Origin of the sequence: Myceligenerans crystallogenes, from assembly GCF_039529775.1 — a bacterium.
Taxonomy (GTDB): domain Bacteria; phylum Actinomycetota; class Actinomycetes; order Actinomycetales; family Cellulomonadaceae; genus Myceligenerans; species Myceligenerans crystallogenes.
On the sequence record NZ_BAAANL010000002.1, the window covers coordinates 188,025 to 208,105 of the forward strand.

General features: G+C 72.7%; 19 protein-coding genes. 15 read left to right on the top strand and 4 right to left on the bottom strand.

The window, feature by feature from the left end; translation table 11 throughout:
* Positions 1-119 precede the first annotated feature (119 nt).
* The 14 genes from efp to metK all read left to right on the top strand — a co-directional run bounded on the left by efp (position 120) and on the right by metK (position 14,701).
* Positions 120-683, top strand: coding sequence for an elongation factor P (gene efp / locus ABD208_RS05565; RefSeq protein WP_344100388.1), 564 nt, complete (start codon positions 120-122; stop codon positions 681-683).
* 93 nt (positions 684-776) lie between these two features.
* Positions 777-1,193, top strand: coding sequence for a transcription antitermination factor NusB (gene nusB, locus ABD208_RS05570; protein ID WP_344100390.1), 417 nt, complete (start codon positions 777-779; stop codon positions 1,191-1,193).
* 150 nt (positions 1,194-1,343) lie between these two features.
* Positions 1,344-1,946, top strand: coding sequence for a bifunctional pyr operon transcriptional regulator/uracil phosphoribosyltransferase PyrR (gene pyrR / locus ABD208_RS05575; protein WP_344100392.1), 603 nt, complete (start codon positions 1,344-1,346; stop codon positions 1,944-1,946).
* Positions 1,943-2,923, top strand: coding sequence for an aspartate carbamoyltransferase catalytic subunit (locus ABD208_RS05580; RefSeq protein ID WP_344100394.1), 981 nt, complete (start codon positions 1,943-1,945; stop codon positions 2,921-2,923). The genes pyrR and ABD208_RS05580 overlap by 4 nt, the downstream gene beginning before the upstream one ends.
* A 14-nt stretch (positions 2,924-2,937) precedes the next feature.
* Complete coding sequence (locus ABD208_RS05585; RefSeq protein WP_344101205.1) at positions 2,938-4,308, top strand: dihydroorotase; 1,371 nt, start codon at positions 2,938-2,940, stop codon at positions 4,306-4,308.
* Positions 4,305-4,904 (top strand): PH-like domain-containing protein, encoded by a 600-nt coding sequence (locus ABD208_RS05590; protein WP_344100396.1) that lies wholly within the window; start codon positions 4,305-4,307, stop codon positions 4,902-4,904. The genes ABD208_RS05585 and ABD208_RS05590 overlap by 4 nt, the downstream gene beginning before the upstream one ends.
* Positions 4,901-6,184 (top strand): glutamine-hydrolyzing carbamoyl-phosphate synthase small subunit, encoded by a 1,284-nt coding sequence (gene carA, locus ABD208_RS05595; RefSeq protein ID WP_344100397.1) that lies wholly within the window; start codon positions 4,901-4,903, stop codon positions 6,182-6,184. Before ABD208_RS05590 ends, carA begins: the two co-directional genes overlap by 4 nt.
* A complete protein-coding gene (carB, locus tag ABD208_RS05600) occupies positions 6,184-9,594 on the top strand; it encodes a carbamoyl-phosphate synthase large subunit (RefSeq protein WP_344100399.1) in 3,411 nt (1,136 codons plus the stop codon). The genes carA and carB overlap by 1 nt, the downstream gene beginning before the upstream one ends.
* The gene (pyrF, locus tag ABD208_RS05605; RefSeq protein WP_344100401.1) at positions 9,591-10,535 is read left to right on the top strand and encodes an orotidine-5'-phosphate decarboxylase; all 945 of its coding nucleotides are present in this window, start codon (positions 9,591-9,593) and stop codon (positions 10,533-10,535) included. Before carB ends, pyrF begins: the two co-directional genes overlap by 4 nt.
* A 278-nt stretch (positions 10,536-10,813) precedes the next feature.
* On the top strand, positions 10,814-11,125 hold the full coding sequence (mihF, locus tag ABD208_RS05610; RefSeq protein ID WP_344100403.1) for an integration host factor, actinobacterial type: 312 nt from the start codon (positions 10,814-10,816) through the stop codon (positions 11,123-11,125).
* A gap of 1 nt (position 11,126) precedes the next feature.
* Positions 11,127-11,735: a guanylate kinase gene (gene gmk / locus ABD208_RS05615; protein ID WP_344101207.1), complete on the top strand. Its 609-nt coding sequence runs from the start codon at positions 11,127-11,129 to the stop codon at positions 11,733-11,735.
* Positions 11,736-11,798: 63 nt separating this feature from the next.
* Positions 11,799-12,128, top strand: coding sequence for a DNA-directed RNA polymerase subunit omega (gene rpoZ, locus ABD208_RS05620; RefSeq protein WP_344100405.1), 330 nt, complete (start codon positions 11,799-11,801; stop codon positions 12,126-12,128).
* Between the two features lie 14 nt (positions 12,129-12,142).
* A complete protein-coding gene (gene coaBC / locus ABD208_RS05625; RefSeq protein WP_344100407.1) occupies positions 12,143-13,396 on the top strand; it encodes a bifunctional phosphopantothenoylcysteine decarboxylase/phosphopantothenate--cysteine ligase CoaBC in 1,254 nt (417 codons plus the stop codon).
* 99 nt (positions 13,397-13,495) lie between these two features.
* Positions 13,496-14,701, top strand: a complete 1,206-nt coding sequence (gene metK, locus ABD208_RS05630; protein ID WP_344100408.1) for a methionine adenosyltransferase — start codon at positions 13,496-13,498, stop codon at positions 14,699-14,701.
* Between the two features lie 103 nt (positions 14,702-14,804).
* On the opposite strand, the gene ABD208_RS05635 is transcribed toward metK, so the two are convergent.
* From ABD208_RS05635 to ABD208_RS05645, 3 genes are read right to left on the bottom strand one after another with little or no spacing between them, the layout of a single operon-like run.
* Positions 14,805-15,524, bottom strand: a complete 720-nt coding sequence (locus ABD208_RS05635) for an HAD family hydrolase (RefSeq protein ID WP_344100410.1) — start codon at positions 15,522-15,524, stop codon at positions 14,805-14,807.
* The gene (locus ABD208_RS05640; RefSeq protein WP_425561078.1) at positions 15,521-17,872 is read right to left on the bottom strand and encodes a primosomal protein N'; all 2,352 of its coding nucleotides are present in this window, start codon (positions 17,870-17,872) and stop codon (positions 15,521-15,523) included. The genes ABD208_RS05635 and ABD208_RS05640 overlap by 4 nt, the downstream gene beginning before the upstream one ends.
* Positions 17,873-17,927: 55 nt before the next feature.
* A complete protein-coding gene (locus ABD208_RS05645; RefSeq protein WP_344100413.1) occupies positions 17,928-18,326 on the bottom strand; it encodes a helix-turn-helix domain-containing protein in 399 nt (132 codons plus the stop codon).
* Positions 18,327-18,373: 47 nt separating this feature from the next.
* Here ABD208_RS05645 and ABD208_RS05650 point away from each other — a divergent pair, with 47 nt between their 5' ends.
* Positions 18,374-19,345, top strand: a complete 972-nt coding sequence (locus ABD208_RS05650) for an MBL fold metallo-hydrolase (protein ID WP_344100415.1) — start codon at positions 18,374-18,376, stop codon at positions 19,343-19,345.
* Here ABD208_RS05650 and ABD208_RS05655 read toward each other — a convergent pair.
* Entirely contained in the window at positions 19,335-19,904 is a 570-nt protein-coding gene (locus ABD208_RS05655; RefSeq protein ID WP_344100417.1) for a dihydrofolate reductase family protein, read from the bottom strand. The genes ABD208_RS05650 and ABD208_RS05655 overlap by 11 nt on opposite strands.
* Between the last annotated feature and the right edge of the window lie 177 nt (positions 19,905-20,081).

Consider the following 20,081-nt stretch of genomic DNA (forward strand, 5'->3'; position numbering starts at 1 on the left):
GCGCTCCGATGTGAGCCGATCGTGGCCTCGCCGTTAGACTGAGGCGCTACCCCAGAACTCCCCGGTCGTGACGCGCGTCGTCGTGCCCGGCACATCACCCGATCAACAGGAAGACGAACGTGGCAACCTCGAACGACATCAAGAACGGCACCGTGCTCCGCATCGACGGTAACCTCTGGACGATCATCGAGTTCCAGCACGTCAAGCCGGGCAAGGGTGGCGCGTTCGTCCGCACCAAGATGAAGAACGTGCTGTCGGGCAAGGTGGTCGACAAGACGTTCAACGCCGGTATCAAGGTGGAGACGGCCAGCGTGGACCGTCGCGACTACCAGTACCTGTACATGGACGGCGCGGACTACGTGTTCATGGACAACGACACGTACGACCAGATCACGGTCGCCCCGGAGACGGTCGGCGACGCCAAGGACTTCATGACCGAGGGCATGGAGGTCATGGTCGCCACGAACGAGGGCACGCCGCTGTACATCGAGCTGCCGTCGTCCGTCGTGCTGGAGATCACCTACACCGAGCCGGGCCTGCAGGGCGACCGCTCCACGGGCGGCACCAAGCCGGCGACGCTGTCGACGGGCGCGGAGATCCAGGTCCCGCTGTTCCTCGAGCAGGGCGTCAAGGTCAAGGTCGACACCCGCACGCGCGACTACCTGGGTCGCGTGAACGACTGATCCCGAGGTGCAGCGCAGGGTGGGGACCGAGGAACGAGGCTCCCCGCCCGGAGCGGAACCGAACGGATCAGTCGTCGAGAGAAGGAGCCTGAAATGGGTGCTCGCACCAAGGCGCGCAAGCGCGCCGCCGACATCCTCTTCGAGGCCGAGCAGCGCCGCGTCGATCCCGCGCAGCTCCTCGCCGACCGGGTCGTGACGCCGCACACCGAGGCCCCCGTGCCGCAGTACACGGTCGAGATCGTCGAGGGCGTCCTGGCTCACCAGGACCGGATCGACGAGGCCCTCGAGACGTACTCGCACGGCTGGACCCTCGAGCGGATGCCGGCCGTCGACCGCGCGCTCCTGCGCATCGGCGTCTGGGAGGTCCTGTTCAACGACGACGTGCCCGACGCCGTCGCGGTGGACGAGGCCGTGGAGCTGGCGGCCGGCCTGTCGACCGACGAGTCGCCGTCGTTCGTGAACGGCCTGCTCGGCCGCATCAAGGAGATGAAGGCCACGCTGCTCGCGTGACGCCCCGTGGTCAGGGCCGTCGCCGGAGACTGTGAGGAACGCCGCTTGCCACGATGTGGCAGGCGGCGTTCTGGTGTCAGCGGGTCGGGATAGGGTGACGGTGTCAGACTCCCTTTAAAGCCGTCCTGTGAGGCGGAAAAGGAGGATTGCATGGCCAGCTCTGCCGTACCCGGAAACGGGTCGGTTCCCTCGGACGGGACGACCGTTCTCGAGGCCCCGGACATCGCCCGCGCGCTCACGCGCATCGCGCACGAGATCACCGAGCGCAACAAGGGGGCGGCCGACGTCGTCCTCCTCGGCATCCCGACGCGCGGCGTCCCGCTCGCGATGCGTCTCGCCGAACGCCTCTCGGCGATCGAGCCCACGTACGACGCCGCCGCGGTGGGCGAGCTCGACGTCACCATGTACCGCGACGACCTGCGCCGGCATCCCACCCGCGCCGTCGGCGCGACACGGATCCCCGGCAGCATCGACGGCCGCACGGTCGTGCTGGTCGACGACGTCCTGTTCTCGGGCCGCACCATCCGCGCCGCGCTCGACGCCCTGAACGACCTGGGCCGCCCGCGCGCCGTCCAGCTCGCCGCCCTGGTCGACCGCGGCCACCGCGAGCTCCCGATCCGTGCCGATTTCGTGGGCAAGAACCTCCCCACCTCCCGCAGCGAGCGCGTCAGCGTCCACCTGACGGAGACCGACGGCGAGGACGCCGTGATCATCAGCGACAGGGCCGCGAGCGCCGAGGGGGCCGGGCGATGAAGCATTTGCTCTCCACGGCGGATCTGTCGAAACAGGATGCGGTTCTGCTGCTGGACACGGCGGCGCAGATGGCGGCGACGCAGTCGCGTGAGATGAAGAAGCTGCCGACGTTGCGTGGCCGGACGGTGGTGAATCTCTTCTACGAGGACTCGACGCGTACGCGGATCTCGTTCGAGACGGCGGCGAAGCGGCTGAGTGCGGATGTCATCAATTTCTCGGCGAAGGGTTCGAGCGTCTCCAAGGGTGAGTCGTTGAAGGACACGGCGCTGACGTTGCATGCGATGGGTGCGGATGCGGTGGTGGTGCGTCATCAGGCGTCGGGTGCGCCGCACATGCTGGCTCATGCGGGCTGGCTGGATGCGGCGGTGGTGAATGCGGGTGACGGTATGCACCAGCATCCGACGCAGGCTTTGCTCGACGCGTTCACGATCCGGCGTCATCTGGTGGGTTCTGGTTCGGACGAGGGGACGGCGGGCAGGGATCTCGCGGGTCTCAGGGTGGCGATCGTCGGTGATGTGCTGCATTCGCGGGTGGCGCGGTCGAACGTGCGGTTGCTGCACACGCTGGGTGCGGAGGTGACGATGGTGGCTCCGCCGACGTTGTTGCCGGTGGGGATCGAGTCGTGGCCGTGCCGGGTGTCGTTCCATCTGGATGAGACGCTGGAGCGGACGAAGCCGGACGCGGTGATGATGCTGCGTGTCCAGCGTGAGCGGATGTCGGGGGGCGCGGGTGGCGCGTTCTTCCCGAGTGTGCAGGAGTACAGCCGGAAGTTCGGTCTGGGTTCGCAGCGTCTGGGGATGCTGGCGGATCACGCGATCGTGATGCATCCGGGGCCGATGAACCGGGGTCTGGAGATCAGCGCGGAGGCGGCGGACCATCCTCGGTCGGTGATCGTGGAGCAGGTCGCGAACGGTGTCGCGGTGCGGATGGCTGCCCTGTACCTGCTGCTGGCGGGCGACGAGAGGAATACCTTGTGAACGGCACGACCATCATGTATCTCCTGCGTGGGGTGCGTCCGCTGGGCGGTGAGCCCGCTGACGTGGTTCTGCGGGAGGGGAGGATCGCGCATGTCGGCGCGCCGGGGAGCGGCCGGCGTTTCCTGGACGACGGGGTGAACGACGGCGTCGTCGAGGTCGACGGTGAGGACCGTCTGGTTCTTCTTCCTGGTCTGGTGGATCTGCACACGCATCTGCGGGAGCCGGGTCGTGAGGACGCGGAGACGGTGTGGTCGGGTACCCGGGCGGCTGCGGCGGGTGGTTTCACGGCGGTGCACGCGATGGCGAACACCACCCCGACCCAGGACACGGCGGGTGTGGTGGAGCAGGTGTGGCGGCTGGGTCAGGAGGCGGGCTGGGCGGATGTTCGTCCGGTGGGCGCGGTGACGGTGGGTCTGGGGGGTGAGCGTCTCGCGGAGCTGGGTGCGATGGCGGATTCGGCGGCGCGGGTGCGGGTGTTCTCCGACGACGGTCTGTGCGTGCACGACCCGGTTCTGATGCGGCGCGCGCTGGAGTACGTCAAGGCGTTCGACGGCGTGGTGGCCCAGCACGCGCAGGAGCCGCGGCTGACCCAGGGTGCGCTGATGAACGAGGGTGTGGTCTCGGCGGAGATCGGGCTGGCGGGCTGGCCGGCGGTGGCGGAGGAGGCGATCATCGCCCGGGACGTGCTGCTGGCCGAGCATGTCGGGTCGCGGTTGCACGTGTGTCACCTGTCGACGGCGAGGTCGGTGGAGATCGTCCGCTGGGCCAAGGCCCGGGGCGTGGACGTGACGGCGGAGGTGACGCCGCATCATCTGCTGCTGACGGACGAGAGGGCGCGCACGTACGACGCGCGTTTCAAGGTCAATCCGCCGCTGCGCACGCAGGCGGACGTCGAGGCGGTCCGCGACGGGCTGGCGGACGGCACGATCGACGTCGTCGCCACGGACCATGCGCCGCACCCGGTCGAGGACAAGGACTGCGAGTGGGCGGCGGCCGCGTTCGGGATGACGGGCCTGGAGACGGCGCTGTCGGTGGTGCAGGCCACGATGGTCGACACGGGGCGGATGTCCTGGGCGGACGTGGCCCGGGTGTTGTCGGTCGCGCCGGCGCGGATCGGGCGCATCGACGAGGCGCGCCCGGGCCTGCCCGATCCGCACGGCCGCCCGCTGGCGGCGGGGGAGCCGGCGAACGTGACGCTGGTCGACCCGGCGGCGTCGCGCACGGTGCGGGGCGCGCAGCAGGTCACCGCGAGCGCGAACACGCCGCTGGAGGGTATGGAGCTGCCCGGGGTTGTGGTGGCCACGTTCCTGCGCGGGCGGGCGACGGTCCTGCGGGGCGTGCCGGTCGAGCGAACCGAGCGAACCGCGGAAGGGGTACTGCCGTGAATCTGCCGATGCCGGTGGCGGTCGGGATCTGGGTGGTCCTGGGTCTCGTGCTGCTCGCCCTGGTGCTGACGGGACGCAAGCGTCTCGCGTCGCGTACGACGACGCTGGTCCCGGCGCCGCCCGCGGTACCCGCGGAGGTCGCCGCGTCCCTGTCGGGGGCGTTGCGCGACGGGCCCGAGCCCGTGTTCGGGCCGGTCGAGGCCACGTACGTGTCCAGCACCCTGCACGGCGACTGGCTGGCGCGCGTGGGCGCGCACCGGCTGGGGGACCGGTCGCTGGCGCGGGTCAGCGTGCTCGAGGAGGGCGTGCTGGTCGAACGCCACGGAACGGACGACGTGTGGATCCCGGCCGCGTCGATCCGGTCGGCGCAGCTCGCGCCGGGAATGGCCGGGAAGTACGTGGGCGCGGACGGGATCGTCGTGATCTCGTGGGCGGTCGGGGAGCTGCCCGACGACGCCGCGGACGCCGCCGCGCCCGGCGCGGGTGACGACTCCGGCCGCGAGGCCGTGCTGCTGGACACCGGCCTGCGGACCCGCCGTGCCACCGATCGAGGCGCCCTTGTGGACGCCGTCCGACACCTGGGGACCAACAGATGACCACCACCACTTCGACCACCACCACCGAGGACACCGCGAAGCTCGTCCTGGAGGACGGCACCACGTTCACGGGCCGCGCCTACGGCGCCACCGGCACCACGTTCGGCGAGCTCGTCTTCTCCACCGGCATGACCGGCTACCAGGAGACCCTCACCGACCCGTCCTACCACAAGCAGATCGTCGTCATGACGGCCCCCCACGTGGGCAACACCGGCGTGAACGACGACGACCCCGAGTCGGGCCGCATCTGGGTGTCCGGGTACGTGGTCCGCGACCCCGCCCGCCGCGTCTCCAGCTGGCGCGCCAGACGCTCCCTCGACGAGGAACTGGCCGCGCACGGCGTCGTCGGCGTCTCCGGCCTCGACACCCGCGCCCTGACGCGCCGCCTGCGCGAGGAGGGCGTCATGCGCGCCGGCATCTTCTCCGGCGCCGCCCTGAACGAGACCGGCCCGTCCGGCGAGATCCGCGAGCGCCCCCTGTCCGACCTGGTCGCGCAGGTGAAGGCGTCGCCCGAGATGGAGGGCGCGCACCTTTCCCCGGAGGTCTCCACGACGGAGCCGTACACGGTCGAGCCGTCGGGCGAGTTCGCCGGGAAGACCCCGGTGGCCACGGTGGTCGCGGTGGACCTGGGCATCAAGGCGATGACCCCCCAGCGTCTCGCGGAGCGTGGTGTGCGGGTGATCGTCGTGCCCCAGTCGTCGTCGTCCGACGACGTCCTGGCGCGTCTGCCCCAGGACGGGACGCCCGGGGGGGTGTTCTTCTCGAACGGCCCGGGTGACCCGTCGTCCGCCGGTCACGAGGTGGCCGTCGCGCGGGCGGTGCTGGACGCGGGGGTGCCGTTCTTCGGGATCTGTTTCGGGAACCAGATCCTGGGGCGGGCGCTGGGGTACGGGACGTACAAGCTGGGGTACGGGCACCGGGGGATCAATCAGCCGGTGCAGGATCGTACGACGGGGAAGGTGGAGGTCACGGCGCACAACCACGGTTTCGCGGTGGATGCGCCGGTGGTGGACGACGCGGGTGCGCCCGCGGTCTCCACGGCGCCGCACGACGGCGGCCGGTACGGCCGGGTGGTGGTGTCGCACGTGGGGCTGAACGACCAGGTGGTGGAGGGGCTGACGTGCCTGGACCGGCCGGCGTTCTCGGTGCAGTACCACCCGGAGGCGGCGGCCGGGCCGCATGACGCCGCGTACTTGTTCGACCGGTTCGTCGATCTGATGACGGACCCGGCGGCGTGGCCGCCTGCCCTGCGGGGCGCCGATGACGAGGAGAGCAACTGATGCCCAGGCGGAACGACATTTCCTCGGTGCTGGTGATCGGGTCGGGGCCGATCGTGATCGGGCAGGCGTGCGAGTTCGACTACTCGGGCACGCAGGCGTGCCGGGTGCTGAAGGAGGAGGGCCTGCGGGTCATCCTGGTGAACTCCAACCCGGCCACGATCATGACGGACCCGGAGTTCGCGGACGCGACGTACGTGGAGCCGATCACGACCGAGGTGCTGACCAGCATCATCGCCAAGGAGCGGCCGGACGCGCTGCTGCCGACGCTGGGCGGGCAGACGGCGCTGAACGCGGCGATCGACCTGCACGAGGCGGGGGTGCTGGCCGAGTACGACGTGGAGCTGATCGGCGCGAACATCGCCGCGATCCGCAAGGGTGAGGACCGTGAGCAGTTCAAGCAGGTCGTGGAGGTGTGCGGGGGTGAGTCCGCGGCGTCCGAGATCGTGCACTCGGTCGAGGAGGCCGTGAAGGCCGCCGACGTGCTCGGGTACCCGATGGTGGTGCGGCCGTCGTTCACGATGGGCGGCCTGGGGTCCGGGCTCGCGTACGACGAGACCGACCTGCGCCGCATCGTGGGGCAGGGGCTGCACTACTCGCCCACCTCGGAGGTGCTCCTGGAGGAGTCGATCCTGGGGTGGAAGGAGTACGAGCTGGAGCTGATGCGCGACCGCGACGACAACGTCGTGGTGGTGTGCTCCATCGAGAACGTGGACGCCGTGGGCGTGCACACCGGCGACTCCGTGACCGTCGCCCCGGCGATGACGCTCACGGACCGGGAGTTCCAGAAGCTGCGGGACATCGGCATCGCGGTCATCCGCGAGGTCGGCGTGGACACGGGCGGCTGCAACATCCAGTACGCCGTCGACCCCGCCACCGGGCGCGTGATCGTCATCGAGATGAACCCGCGCGTGTCGCGGTCCAGCGCGCTGGCGTCCAAGGCGACCGGCTTCCCGATCGCGAAGATCGCCGCGAAGCTGGCCGTCGGGTACACGCTCGACGAGATCCCGAACGACATCACCAAGGTCACCCCGGCCTCCTTCGAGCCGACCCTCGACTACGTCGTGGTCAAGGTGCCCCGGTTCGCGTTCGAGAAGTTCCCCGCCGCGGACGACACCCTCACCACCACCATGAAGTCCGTGGGGGAGGCGATGGCGCTGGGCCGGAACTTCACCGAGGCGCTCGGCAAGGCGCTGCGCTCCATCGACAAGCAGGGCGTCACGTTCCACTGGGACGGCCCGGCGCCGTCGGGCGACGAGCTGGCGCACCTGCTGCGCGAGATCGCACGACCCACCGAGCAGCGGCTCGTGCAGGTGCAGCAGGTGCTGCGCGCCGCGGTCACCGGCGACGGCGCCGCGTCCGGCGAGATCGTCCGGCAGGTCTTCGAGGCGACCGGCATCGACCCGTGGTTCCTGGACCAGATCCTCCTGGTCAACGAGCAGGCCGCGGCCATCGCGGGCGCCGGGGCACTGACCGCCGGCGTCGTGCGCGAGGCGAAGCGGCACGGCCTGTCCGACGCGCAGATCGCGCGCCTGCGGAACATGGGCCCCGCCGGTGAGGCGACCGTACGGGAGGTGCGGCACGCCCTGGGCGTGCGGCCCGTCTACAAGACCGTCGACACGTGCGCCGCCGAGTTCGCCGCCACCACCCCCTACCACTACTCGTCCTACGACGACGAGACCGAGGTCGCGCCCCGCGAACGCGAGGCCGTGATCATCCTGGGGTCCGGGCCCAACCGGATCGGGCAGGGCATCGAGTTCGACTACTCGTGCGTGCACGCCACCCTGGCCCTCGAGGGCGACTACGAGACCGTCATGGTCAACTGCAACCCCGAGACGGTCTCCACCGACTACGACACGTCCGACCGGCTCTACTTCGAACCCCTCACCTTCGAGGACGTCCTGGAGGTGTACCAGGCCGAGCTCGCCGCCGGGCCCGTCAAGGGCATCATCGTGCAGCTCGGCGGGCAGACACCCCTGTCCCTCGCGCAGCGCCTCGCGGACGCCGGCCTGCCGATCCTCGGCACCCCGCCCGAGGCGATCGACGCCGCCGAGGACCGCGGCGTGTTCGGGCAGGTGCTCGCCGACGCCGGCCTGCCCGCCCCCGCGTTCGGCACCGCCCGGTCCCTGCCGCAGGCGCGGGAGATCGCCGAACGGATTGGCTACCCCGTGCTCGTGCGCCCCTCTTACGTGCTCGGCGGGCGCGGCATGGAGATCGTGTACTCCGCCGAGCAGCTCACCGGATACGTCGAACGCGCCCTCGCGTCGGCCTCCGCCGCGGCCGCCTCGGCGGGGACGCCCGGCACCCTGCCCGCGCCCCTGCTCATCGACCGGTTCCTCGACGACGCCATGGAGATCGACGTCGACGCCCTCTACGACGGCCACGAGCTGTTCCTCGGCGGCGTCATGGAACACATCGAGGAGGCCGGCATCCACTCCGGCGACTCCGCCTGCGTGCTGCCGCCCGTGTCCCTGTCCGAGGCGGAGATCGCGCGCATCCGCGCCTCCACCGAGGCCATCGCCAAGGGCGTGGGCGTGCGCGGCCTGCTCAACGTGCAGTACGCGCTCGTGTCCGACGTGCTCTACGTGCTGGAGGCCAACCCGCGCGCCTCACGCACCGTGCCGTTCGTGTCCAAGGCCACCGGCACCCAGCTCGCCAAGGCCGCCGCCCGCGTCATGGTCGGCGACACCATCGCCGACCTGCGCGAGAACGGCCTGCTGCCCGCCGAGGGCGACGGCGGCACCCTCGACCTCGACGCGCCCCTGGCCGTCAAGGAAGCCGTGCTGCCGTTCAAGCGGTTCCGCACCCGCGAGGGCATCGTCGTGGACACCGTGCTGGGCCCCGAGATGCGCTCCACCGGCGAGGTCATGGGCTTCGACAAGGACTTCCCGCACGCGTTCGCCAAGTCCCAGGCCGCCGCCTACGGCGGGCTGCCCACCTCCGGCACCGTGTTCGTGTCCGTCGCCGACCGCGACAAGCGGCACGTCGTCTTCCCCGTCAAGAAGCTCGCCGAGATCGGGTTCACCGTGCTGGCCACCGAAGGCACCGCCACCGTGCTGCGCCGCAACGGCATCGACACGCAGGTCGTGCGCAAGTACTCCGCCGGCCGCGGGCCCGCCGGCGAACCCACCGTCGTCGACCTCATCCTGGACGGGCAGGTCGACCTCGTCGTCAACTCACCCTCCGGGCAGGGCGCCCGCGCCGACGGGTACGAGATCCGCGCCGCCACCACCGCCGCCGACCGGCCCATCGTCACCACCGTCGACCAGCTCGCCGCGGCCGTCCAGGGCATCGAGGCGGTGCGCGGCGGCCCGTTCGCCGTGACCAGCCTCCAGGAGCACACCGCCACCACCCACGCCCGCCGCGCCGCCGGCAGCACCACCGACGACACCGCCCAGGAGGCCCTCGTATGACCAGCCCCGGCACCCCGCCCGCCGCGCCGGCGCAGGAGCAGGCGCCCACGCAGGGCACCGCGTTCTCCTTCGGCACCCGGTTCGCCGCCGCGATGGACGAGCACGGGCCGCTGTGCGTCGGCATCGACCCCCACGCCGCGCTCCTCGACGCCTGGGGCCTGCCCGACACCGCCGCCGGCGTCCGGGAGTTCTCCCTGCGCGTCGTGGAGGCCTGCGGGCCCCACGCGGCCGCCCTCAAGCCCCAGGCCGCCTTCTACGAACGCCACGGGTCGGCCGGCATCGCCGCCCTCGAGGACACCCTCGCCGCCGCCCGCGCCGCCGGCGTCCTGACGATCGTGGACGCCAAGCGCGGCGACATCGGCTCCACCATGGCCGCCTACGCCGACGCCTACCTGCGCGACGGCTCACCCCTGGCCGGCGACGCCCTGACCGTCAACCCGTTCCTCGGCCTCGGCTCCCTCGACCCCGCCGCCGAGCTCGCCGCCGACACCGGCCGCGGACTGTTCCTGCTGTGCCTCACCTCCAACAAGGAGGGCCCCGACGTGCAGCACGCCCGCCTCGCCCGGCACGGCAGGCGCCACGACGACCCCGACGGCGCCCAGCAGGTCACCGTCGCGGCCTACATCGCCTCCTACGCCGCCGCCCTCAACGCCCTGTCCAGCCCGCTCGGGTCCGTCGGGCTCGTCGTCGGCGCCACCGTGGGCGACGCCGTGGCCGCGGCCGGGGTGGACCTCGTGGCCGCCAACGCGCCCATCCTGGCCCCGGGAGTCGGCGCCCAGGGCGCCGGCGCCGCCGAGCTCGCCGCCACGTTCGGCGAGGCCCGCGGACGCGTGTGCGCGTCGTCGTCCCGCTCGATCCTGGCCGCCGGACCCGACGCCACCGCCCTGCGCGCGGCAGCCTGCGCCGCCGCCGACGACGCCCGCCACGCCCTGCGCGGCTGACCACACGACAACTCCGGCCGCAATGTGGCACATGTCACACCACTGCTGCCAGCAAAGGGGTTGACAGGAAGGTGATGTGGACTTTCGGAACATTCTGCTTACCCTTTACGGCGAAATGCTCTTGATGGGATGTTCACCAGACCACAAGGACCCCTGTGAATGTGCGCCACGCGGCGGTTCTGGATTGCCGACCAGGGAAGTCATGGCTAGTTTCGATGCAGCAGTCTCGAAAGACCCACGGACGAAGCAACCGTCCACAACCTGAGTAGGTGACTTGCGTGGCACTCCCTCCCCTTACCCCTGAGCAGCGTGCAGCCGCACTCGAGAAGGCGGCAGAAGCCCGGCGTGTACGCGCCGAGATCAAGAACAAGCTGAAGTACTCCCAGGGTTCGCTCAAGGACGTCATCGAGAAGGGGAAGACGGACGACGTCGTCGGCAAGCTCAAGGTCGTCTCCCTGCTGGAGTCCATGCCCGGAGTGGGTAAGGTGAAGGCGAAGGCGATCATGGAGGAGATCGGGATCGCCGAGACGCGCCGCGTGCGCGGCCTCGGGCCGCACCAGTCCGCGGCCCTGATCGAGAGGTTCGGCTGACATCTCAAGCGCACGTACCCCCAACGACCCCCCCGCCCGCCTCACGGTCCTCGCAGGACCCACGGCGGTCGGGAAAGGTACCGTCTCCGCTGACGTCCGCGAGCGGTACCCGCAGGTGTGGCTCTCGGTGTCGGCGACCACACGGTCGCCGCGCCCCGGCGAGGTGGACGGGCTCCACTACCGGTTCGTGAGCCACGAGGAGTTCGACCGGCTCGTCGCAGCAGGCGAGATGCTGGAGTGGGCAGTGGTCCACGGCCAGAACCGGTACGGCACGCCGCGCGGCCCCGTCGAGGACAAGATCCGGGCCGGCGTGCCGGTCCTACTCGAGATCGACCTCCAGGGGGCGCGGCAGGTGCGCGAGGCCGTCCAGACGATGGACGGCCTCGACGCATGCTTCGTGTTCCTCGCCCCGCCCAGCTTCGCCGAACTCGAACGGCGCCTCGTGGGGCGCGGCACCGAGAGCGCCGAGGAACGGGAACGCCGCCTGGCCACCGCGCGCGTCGAGCTCGCCGCGGAGAGCGAGTTCGACGTCACCATCGTCAACGACGAGGTCCATCGCGCCACGGACGAGCTCATGTCCGTGATGGGCGTGCCCGCACTGACCAGGTAAACTGGCCGCCGGACTTTTTCCTGCGCTTACCCCCTTAAATCCCTGAACTTCTGGAGCTGCATCATGGCCGGATCCGTCGCACAGCCCGAGGGCATCACCGACCCGCCGATCGACGAGCTGCTCGCGCACGTGGAGTCGAAGTACGGCCTCGTGCTGTACGCGTCCAAGCGTGCCCGGCAGATCAACGCGTACTACTCCCAGCTCAACGAGGGCCTGCTGGAGAACGTCGGCCCGCTCGTGGAGACGCGCAACCAGGAGAAGCCCCTGTCGATCGCCATGCGCGAGATCAACCAGGGCCTCCTGACCATCGAGGAGATCGACCCCGCCGAGGTCGAGGCCCGCGAGAAGGCCGAGGCGGAGGCCGCCAAGGCGCTGCCCGACTTCCCCGGCTGACCAGGCCCCTCGCGGTGCGGATCCTGCTGGGAGTCAGCGGCGGCATCGCCGCCTACAAGGCGGTGCTGCTGCTGCGCCTCCTGCGTGAAGAAGGTCACGCCGTGCGCGTGATCCCCACGCGGGCGGCACTCCGGTTCGTCGGCGCGCCCACGTTCGAGGCGCTGTCCGGCGAACCGGTCAGCACCGAGGTGTTCGACGACGTCCCGGGCGTGCAGCACGTCGCGCTCGGCCAGACGGCCGACCTGATCGTCGTGGCGCCGGCCACCGCGGACCTGCTGTCCCGCGCCGCGGCCGGCCGCGCCGACGACCTGCTGACCAGCACCCTGCTGGCCGCCCGCTGCCCCGTGGTCATGGCCCCGGCCATGCACACCGAGATGTGGGAGCACCCCGCCACCCGCGCGAACGTCGCCCTGCTGCGCGAACGGGGCGTGCACGTCATCGAACCCGCCAGCGGCCGCCTCACCGGCAAGGACTCCGGGCCCGGGCGCCTGCCCGAACCGGAGGACATCGCCGCCGCGGCCCTCGCCGTCGCCGCACGGCACGGGCAGGCCGCCGCCGGCATCGCCGGGGCCGGAGGCGCCCCGGCCGGGGACCTTACCGGCCTGCGGGTCGTCGTCTCCGCCGGCGGGACGCGCGAGCCCATCGACCCCGTCCGGTTCATCGGCAACCGCTCCAGCGGCAGGCAGGGCGTGGCGCTGGCCGCCGCGGCCGCGCGCCGCGGGGCGCGGGTGACGCTCGTGGCGGCCAACGTCGAGCAGGCCGTGCTCGCGCCCGGCGCCGCCGCCGACGTCGTGCCCGTGGGAACCACCGCGGAACTCGCCGACGCCGTGCACACCGCCGCCGCGTCGGCCGACGTCGTCGTCATGGCGGCCGCCGTCGCGGACTTCCGCCCCGCGCTCACCCCGGACGCCAAGATCAAGAAGGTCCCGGGCCGCCCGCCCGCCCCGATCGAGCTCGTCGAGAACCCTGACATCCTCGCCGGCCTCGCCCGCGACCGCCGCCGGGACGGGCAGACCGTCGTCGGGTTCGCCGCCGAGACCGGCGACGACGACGGCGACGTGCTCACCCACGGCCGCGCCAAGGCGCGGCGCAAGGGCGCGGACCTGCTCGTCGTGAACGCGGTGGGGGAGCGGCTCGGGTTCGGCGCCGCCACCAACGAGGTCACCGTCCTGGACGCGGCGGGCGACGTCGTCGCGCACGCGTCCGGCAGCAAGGACGCCGTGGCCGACGCCGTCTGGGACGCCGTGGCCAAGCTCCGCAGCTCCTGACGTGCCGCCTACCCGCCGCATGCAGGCCGTTGACCCGCGAGATCTGTCTCACCTGTCGGATGGTCTGATTCGCGGGCTGAGACCAGTAAGCTCTTGCTCATGACTGATCTGCGCCTGTTCACCTCGGAGTCCGTCACGGAAGGACACCCGGACAAGGTCTGTGACCAGATCTCCGACGCGATTCTCGACGCCCTGCTGGCGCAGGATCCCGCCTCCCGGGTCGCGGTGGAGACGATGGTGACCACCGGTCTCGTGCACGTCGCCGGCGAGGTGACCACCGAGGCCTACGTCGAGATCCCCCAGATCGTGCGCGACGTCGTGCGCGGGATCGGGTACACGTCCAGCGCCATCGGGTTCGACGGCGACTCCTGCGGCGTGTCCGTCTCCATCGGGCAGCAGTCGCCCGACATCGCCCAGGGCGTGGACAAGTCCCTCGAGGGCCGCGACGACACCGCCCCCGGCATCGACCCGCTCGACGCGCAGGGCGCCGGCGACCAGGGCCTGATGTTCGGCTACGCGTCCGACGAGACGCCCTCGCTCCTGCCGCTGCCGATCTGGCTGGCCCACCGCCTCGCCGAGCGGCTCGCCGCGGTGCGCAGGTCCGGTGAGCTCGTCGGGCTGCGCCCGGACGGCAAGACCCAGGTCACCATCGGGTACGACGGCGACCGCGCCGTCTCCGTGGACACGGTGGTGCTCTCCACGCAGCACGACCCGGACATCGTCCAGGAGAAGCTGCACCGCGAGATCGCCGAGCACGTCATCAACCCCGTGCTGGACGCCGCCGCGGCCGAGTCCGGCCTGGCCGTCGCGGACGCGCGCCTCATCGTGAACCCGACCGGCAAGTTCGTCGTCGGCGGCCCGCAGGGCGACGCCGGCCTGACCGGCCGCAAGATCATCGTCGACACCTACGGCGGCATGGCCCGCCACGGCGGCGGCGCGTTCTCCGGCAAGGACCCGTCGAAGGTCGACCGGTCGGCCGCCTACGCGATGCGCTGGGTCGCCAAGAATGTCGTGGCCGCGGGACTCGCCCGCCGCTGCGAGGTCCAGGTCGCCTATGCGATCGGCAAGGCCCACCCGGTGGGCCTCTACGTCGAGACCTTCGGCACCGAGACGGTCCCCACGGCCCGCATCGAGGCCGCCATCCGCGAGGTCTTCGACCTGCGCCCGGCCGCCATCATCCGCGACCTGGACCTGCTGCGCCCCATCTACCGCGCCACGGCCGCCTACGGCCACTTCGGCCGCGACCTGCCGGGCTTCACCTGGGAGCAGACCACCCGCGTCGACGCCCTCCAGGCCGCCGTCTGACCCGAGTCACCGCGAGCGCGGGGTGGGGCCCACGGGCCGCACCCCGCGCTCTGCCGTTCCCCGTGTCGTCAGGGCTCGTCAGGGCTCGGCCGGGCCGGGATCGTCACCGCACGGCGAGGCCCAGCCCGCGCAGGTCGGCCCGCGCCGCCTCGGTCGTGGTGAAGCGGATCGCGTGGAAGCCCGCGGCGCGGGCGGAGTCGACGTTCTCCTGCTTGTCGTCGAGGAAGACGGCGCGGGACGGGTCGACGCCGAACGTGCGGGCGAGCAGCTCGTAGATGCGCACGTCGGGCTTGGCCAGCCCGACGCGGCCGGAGACGACGACGTCGTCGAGCAGCCCGATCGCGGGAGCGGCCGGCTCGGCGTGGTGGAACGTGTCGGCGGACCAGTTCGTCAGGCCGTACAGCCGTAGGCCGAGCTGGGACAGCTCCGTGACCAGCGCCTCCGAGCCCGGGACCGGGCCGGCGAGCGTGCGCGCGTACCGCTCGGGGTAGGCGGCGAGGTCGGCGACGCGATGCGGGTGGGTGCGCTCGAGCCGGTCCGCGAGGTCGGCGAAGGTGCGCCCGGCGTCCGCCTCGTGGTTCAGCTCCGCGAAGCCGATCTCGTCGAAGAAGGCGGTCGTGTCCTGGCGGGACCAGGTGCGGCCCGTCGTGTCGGTGTAGCCCTCGTAGGCGCCGTACGGGTCCCACTCGACCAGGACGTTGCCGAAGTCGAGCACCACGGTGTCGATCGCCGGTCCGGGCGGTGCGCTCCCGGGTACCGTGGCGGGCACGCTGCCGGGCATGTCGTCGGGCGGCGTGGCGTCCGCGTTCCTGTCGTCGGTCACAGAATCTCCTCCGGGTCCATCCTGGCGCGGGCGGTGCCGGGTTCCCGCCGGGCCGACCGCACCGCCATCGAGGCGCGCAGCCGGCGCGCGAGCTCGTCGCCCTGGTCGAGCGGCACGCGCAGCACCGTACGCACGACGGGCGCGGTCCCGTCCAGGACGTCCGGCGGTGCCGCGGACCCGGGGGCGCCGTCGTCCACCGGCACCGGCCCGAGGACGTTCTCGCCGCTGAGCCCGACCCGGTCGACGACGGCCGCGACGGCGGCCCGGTCGCCCGTGACGGAGGCGACGCGGACGGCGGGCGGCAGCCCGAGCTCGGCGCGTTCGGAGAGCTCGCGGGCGGCGAACCCGCCCGGATCCCAGCGCACAAGGGCCTGGGTGGGGCCGGGCGCGCCGTCGCCGACCAGCAGGACCCGCCCGTCGGGGCGCGCGAGCGCGGCGGCGGCGAGCCACCGCCCGAGCGCCTCGGTCCCGGCGGCGAGGTGCGTGCCGCCGGACATCACCGCGGCGTCGAGCAGCAGGACGGCGGCGTAGCCGCCCTCCGGCACGGGTTCGGCGCCCGGGGTGGAGACCACGAGCGCGGGCGTGCCGGGCACGGTGTCGAGCACGCCCGCGGGGGCCGACGCCGCGGACACCCGCACCGGCACGCCCGGGAACGCCCGCCCCAGCTCCTCCGCCGTGCGCGCCGAGCCGACGCGCACGGACCGCAGCCCGGTCCAGCTGCACTCCGGGCACGACCAGCCGCCCGCCATGCGCCCGCACCAGGTGCACTGCGGGGACGCGTCGGCGTGCGGCAGCCCGAGCGGGCCGTGACACGTCTCGCAGCGGGCCGCGACGCGGCACCGGGAACAGGCCACGACCGGCAGGTATCCGCCGCGGGGCACCTGCACGAGCACCGGCCCGAGCTCCAGCGCCTCGCGCGCCACCCGCCACGCCACGGACGGCAGGCGCGCGGCCGCCGCGGGCCCTTCGCGGGCCAGCTCCACGGAGGTCAGGGCGCGCACGTGCGGCGTGAGGGCACGCAGGGTGTCGCGCGGGGGAGCGAGCTCGCGGGCGCGCCCGCTGGCGAGCATCGCCTGCGCCTGGACGGTGCGGCCGGGCGCGCCGAGCAGGTAGGCCGCGCCGGCCTGCCCGGCGCGGATCGCCAGCACCTCCCGGGCGTGCGGGTACGGCGCATGCGGCTCGGCGAGCGTCTCCTCGCCGTCGCCCCACAACACCACGAGCCCCAGCTCCTGCACCGGCGCGAACATCGCCGCCCGCGTCCCGACCACGACGGGCGCGTGCCTGCGCAGCGCCGCCAGGAACGCCCGGTACCGCGGCGCGGGGCCGTCGTCGGCGGTGAGCCGGACGTGCCCGCCGGGCCCCGCGGGGATGCCCGCGGCATCGAGCGCCGCACGCACGCGGACGACGTCGCGCGCGTCCGGGACGACGACGAGCGCGCCCCGCCCGCCGGCCACGCACGCGGTGACGGCGGCGGCGACGGCCGTCGCCCAGCGCGGGACGAGCGCGCCGGACGACGACGCGGAAGGCCCACCGGTGCTGTCCGTGGCGGCCGCGCTTCTGCTGCCGGAGCGCGTCCCGTCCGTCCCGGGCAGCGCCGACCAGACGGCGTGCGGGCCGTCGCCGCCGAGCACCCGGCGCAGGAACGCCTCGCCGCCGAGGTAGGGCGCCCAGGCCGACGTGCCGGTGCCGCCGGGGTCGGTGTTCCAGTCGCCGGGTTCGGCCGGCAGCTCGGCCTCGGGGCCCGGCCCGGTCCCGCGGAGGTCTCCGGAGCCGCCGGCGTCTGCGGCGTCGTCCCCGCCGGTCTCGTCAGCGGTTGTCTCGTCCTCGTCCGGCTCGTCGCCGGACTCGTCCTCGTCGGCGCTGTCGTCGGAGGGCAGGCCGGGGGCCTCCTTCTCGACCCGGGCGTGCCGGGGCGGGACGGCGAGCCGCAGCACGTCGGACAGGGTGCCGCCGTAGCGGGCCGTGACGGCGCGGCACAGCTCCAGCACCTCGGGCGTCAGGACCTGTTCCGCGGACACGACGCGCTTGAGCGGCACCAGCCGCCCGTCGTGGTCCGACTCCGCGAGGCGCGCGACGATGTACCCGCCGGCCTCCTGCCGCCCGAAGCGCACCTTGACCCGCACGCCCGGCCGGGCGTCGTCGGACATGGGCTCCGGCACGAGGTAGTCGTAGGAGCGGTCCAGGTGCGCGGGCTGCAGGTCGAGCACCACCCGCGCCACGGGAAGCACTGCCGTGATCGGCACCCCGCCGGTCTCCTCGGCCGCGGCGGCGGCCGGCGCGCCGGAACGCGGCGCCGCGCCGGCGGCGTCGTCCATCCCGGGGAGCACGTCCTGGTCCACGCGGCCCATCTCACCACGGCTCACCGACACCCGGGTGCCCAAACCGCCGGATACCCGGCCGGACTCATCCGGCACAGAGTCGCTCCCGTGACGGCTCGCCCGAGGTCGCGTACGCACGACACTCGCGGCATTCCTCGAGGATCGGATGCCGGCACTCGACCGTGTGCCGGAGGAACGCGGCCGCGGCCGCGGTGCGGTCGGCCTCGGCGCTCAGCCGGTCCGCGGCGGCCGAGAGCAGGACGGGGCGCGCCGTCCCGCCCGCGGAGCGCAGCTGCCGGATCGCGGGCAGGCCGACGCCGGCCTGCCGGAGGCGGTGGATGATCCGGGCCTCGTGCACGTGCTGCTCGGTGTAGTCGCGCTGGTTGGCGCCCGACCTGTCCGGCGTCAGCACGCCCTCGTCCTCCCAGTGCCGCAGGACATGGGCGGGAACGCCGATCACACCGGCCGCGGTCGAGATGCGCATCGCCTCATCTTGCCTTCAGGTCGGCCTGAAGTTCTACCGTCCCGGTCATGGAACTGCGTACTCGTCCGAACCCCTTCTCCGGCCTCGACTCCCGGGCCGCGCCGATCCCGCCCGGCCGGCTGGCCGTGGCGGTGACCTCCGGCGTGCGGTCGCTCGTGGCACCCCGTCGGGCGGACCGCCGGCTGCTGGCGACGATGGGCGAGCTGGCCGAGCGGCCGGCGCCCCGGGCGCGGCGGACCGTGCGGCTGCAGACGCTGCGCCAGCGGCCCCGCCGGGTGCCGGGCCGCGTCCTGTACGAGGGCCTGGCCGGGGCCGACGAGCTCAGCCTGCAGTCCTTCGTCGTCCACCATCCCGAGGCCACGATCCTCGTCGACCCGGCCGTTCCCCGCGACCTGGAGAATCAGGCGATGAGTGAGCTGCAGCCCGTGCTGCGCCGCCTCCTGCAGCCACCCGCCTCGACGATCCCGACCGCGCAGGCGCTGGCGGAGTCCGGTGTCCGGCCCGACCTGGCGCTCAGCACCCACGCGCACTGGGACCACGTCTCCGGCCTGCTCGACCTGCCCGGCCTGCCGGTCGTCCTGCACGCCCGCGAGCTGACCTGGGCCGCCGGCGGGACGCGCGCGCCCGCCGGCGGGGTGCGCCGCGGGCTGGCCGGCCGGGAGCTGCTCGAGTTCGACCTCGACGGCCCGCCCGTGCTCACCTTCGAGCGCAGCCACGATCTCCTCGGCGACGGCGCCGTCGTGCTCGTCGACCTGGCGGGCCACACGCCCGGCAGCGTCGGCGTCCTGCTCGCGACCGGCGACGGGCCGGTGCTCCTGGTCGGGGACACCGCCTGGCACGGAGCGCAGGTCGACCAGCTGCACCAGCGCTCGGGATTCCTCGGCTGCCTGGTCGACGACGACCGCGAGGAAACCTGGCGGAACCTGCACCGGCTGCACGTCCTGCAGGACAGGCTGCACGTCGTGCCCGCGCACGACCACGGCCGCGCGGCACGGTGGGCAGATCGCGTCAGGCCGTAGCCCGCGCGGGCCGGTACCGCAGCGCGACCGCCCCGGAGCGGAACTCCCGCCGGTCCACGAGCTCGAGCCGGATGCGCTCACGCAGCCCGGCGAGCAACGTCGGCCCGTGCCCGGCCAGGACCGGCTGCACCACGAACTCGTACTCGTCGATCAGCCCGAGATCCGCGAGCGCCGCCGGGAGCGTCACGCCGCCCACCCAGAGGCGCTCGCCCGGTTCCTGCTTGAGCCGCTGGACGGCCTGGCTCAGGTCGCCGTGCACCAGCTCGGCGTTCCAGTCGACCTCGTCCAGCGTGCTCGACACGACGTGCTTCCTGGCCCGGTCGATGGCTTCGGCGAAGGGGATCTCCCACGCGTCCATCCAGCCGGGCCAGGTTCCGGTGGCGGGTCGGCGCCAGGCGGCTTCCATCATCTGGTAGGTGACCCGCCCGAACAGCAGCGCGTCGGCCTGCTCCATCTCGGTAGTCCAGTAGCGCATCGACTCCTCGTCGGGAGGCGGCCCGGCCTCGTGATGGCAGCAGCCGTCGAGCGTGACGTTGATCGAGTACCGCAGTGTTCTCATCTCGCTGCTCCCTTGGTGTTCGCCCCCGGTCGGCCGGATGAAGCCCGGACGTCCTCGTCACTATCTCGGCGTCCGGATCGCACTACGTCAACCATCCTCGGATCTGCTTCACAGGTCCCGCGACCCGACAGATTTGGTGGTGTCGGGCATCGCCTGGCATCCTGCCTGGTGAAGCCG

Coding starts and splice junctions, on each gene's coding strand:
- nusB (WP_344100390.1), top strand. CDS start 777: ATGGGTGCTCGCACCAAGGCGCGCAAGCGCGCCGCCGACATCCTCTTC.
- pyrR (WP_344100392.1), top strand. CDS start 1,344: ATGGCCAGCTCTGCCGTACCCGGAAACGGGTCGGTTCCCTCGGACGGG.
- ABD208_RS05580 (WP_344100394.1), top strand. CDS start 1,943: ATGAAGCATTTGCTCTCCACGGCGGATCTGTCGAAACAGGATGCGGTT.
- ABD208_RS05585 (WP_344101205.1), top strand. CDS start 2,938: ATGTATCTCCTGCGTGGGGTGCGTCCGCTGGGCGGTGAGCCCGCTGAC.
- carA (WP_344100397.1), top strand. CDS start 4,901: ATGACCACCACCACTTCGACCACCACCACCGAGGACACCGCGAAGCTC.
- carB (WP_344100399.1), top strand. CDS start 6,184: ATGCCCAGGCGGAACGACATTTCCTCGGTGCTGGTGATCGGGTCGGGG.
- pyrF (WP_344100401.1), top strand. CDS start 9,591: ATGACCAGCCCCGGCACCCCGCCCGCCGCGCCGGCGCAGGAGCAGGCG.
- rpoZ (WP_344100405.1), top strand. CDS start 11,799: ATGGCCGGATCCGTCGCACAGCCCGAGGGCATCACCGACCCGCCGATC.
- metK (WP_344100408.1), top strand. CDS start 13,496: ATGACTGATCTGCGCCTGTTCACCTCGGAGTCCGTCACGGAAGGACAC.
- ABD208_RS05640 (WP_425561078.1), bottom strand. CDS start 17,872: ATGGGCCGCGTGGACCAGGACGTGCTCCCCGGGATGGACGACGCCGCC.
- ABD208_RS05645 (WP_344100413.1), bottom strand. CDS start 18,326: ATGCGCATCTCGACCGCGGCCGGTGTGATCGGCGTTCCCGCCCATGTC.
- ABD208_RS05650 (WP_344100415.1), top strand. CDS start 18,374: ATGGAACTGCGTACTCGTCCGAACCCCTTCTCCGGCCTCGACTCCCGG.
- ABD208_RS05655 (WP_344100417.1), bottom strand. CDS start 19,904: ATGAGAACACTGCGGTACTCGATCAACGTCACGCTCGACGGCTGCTGC.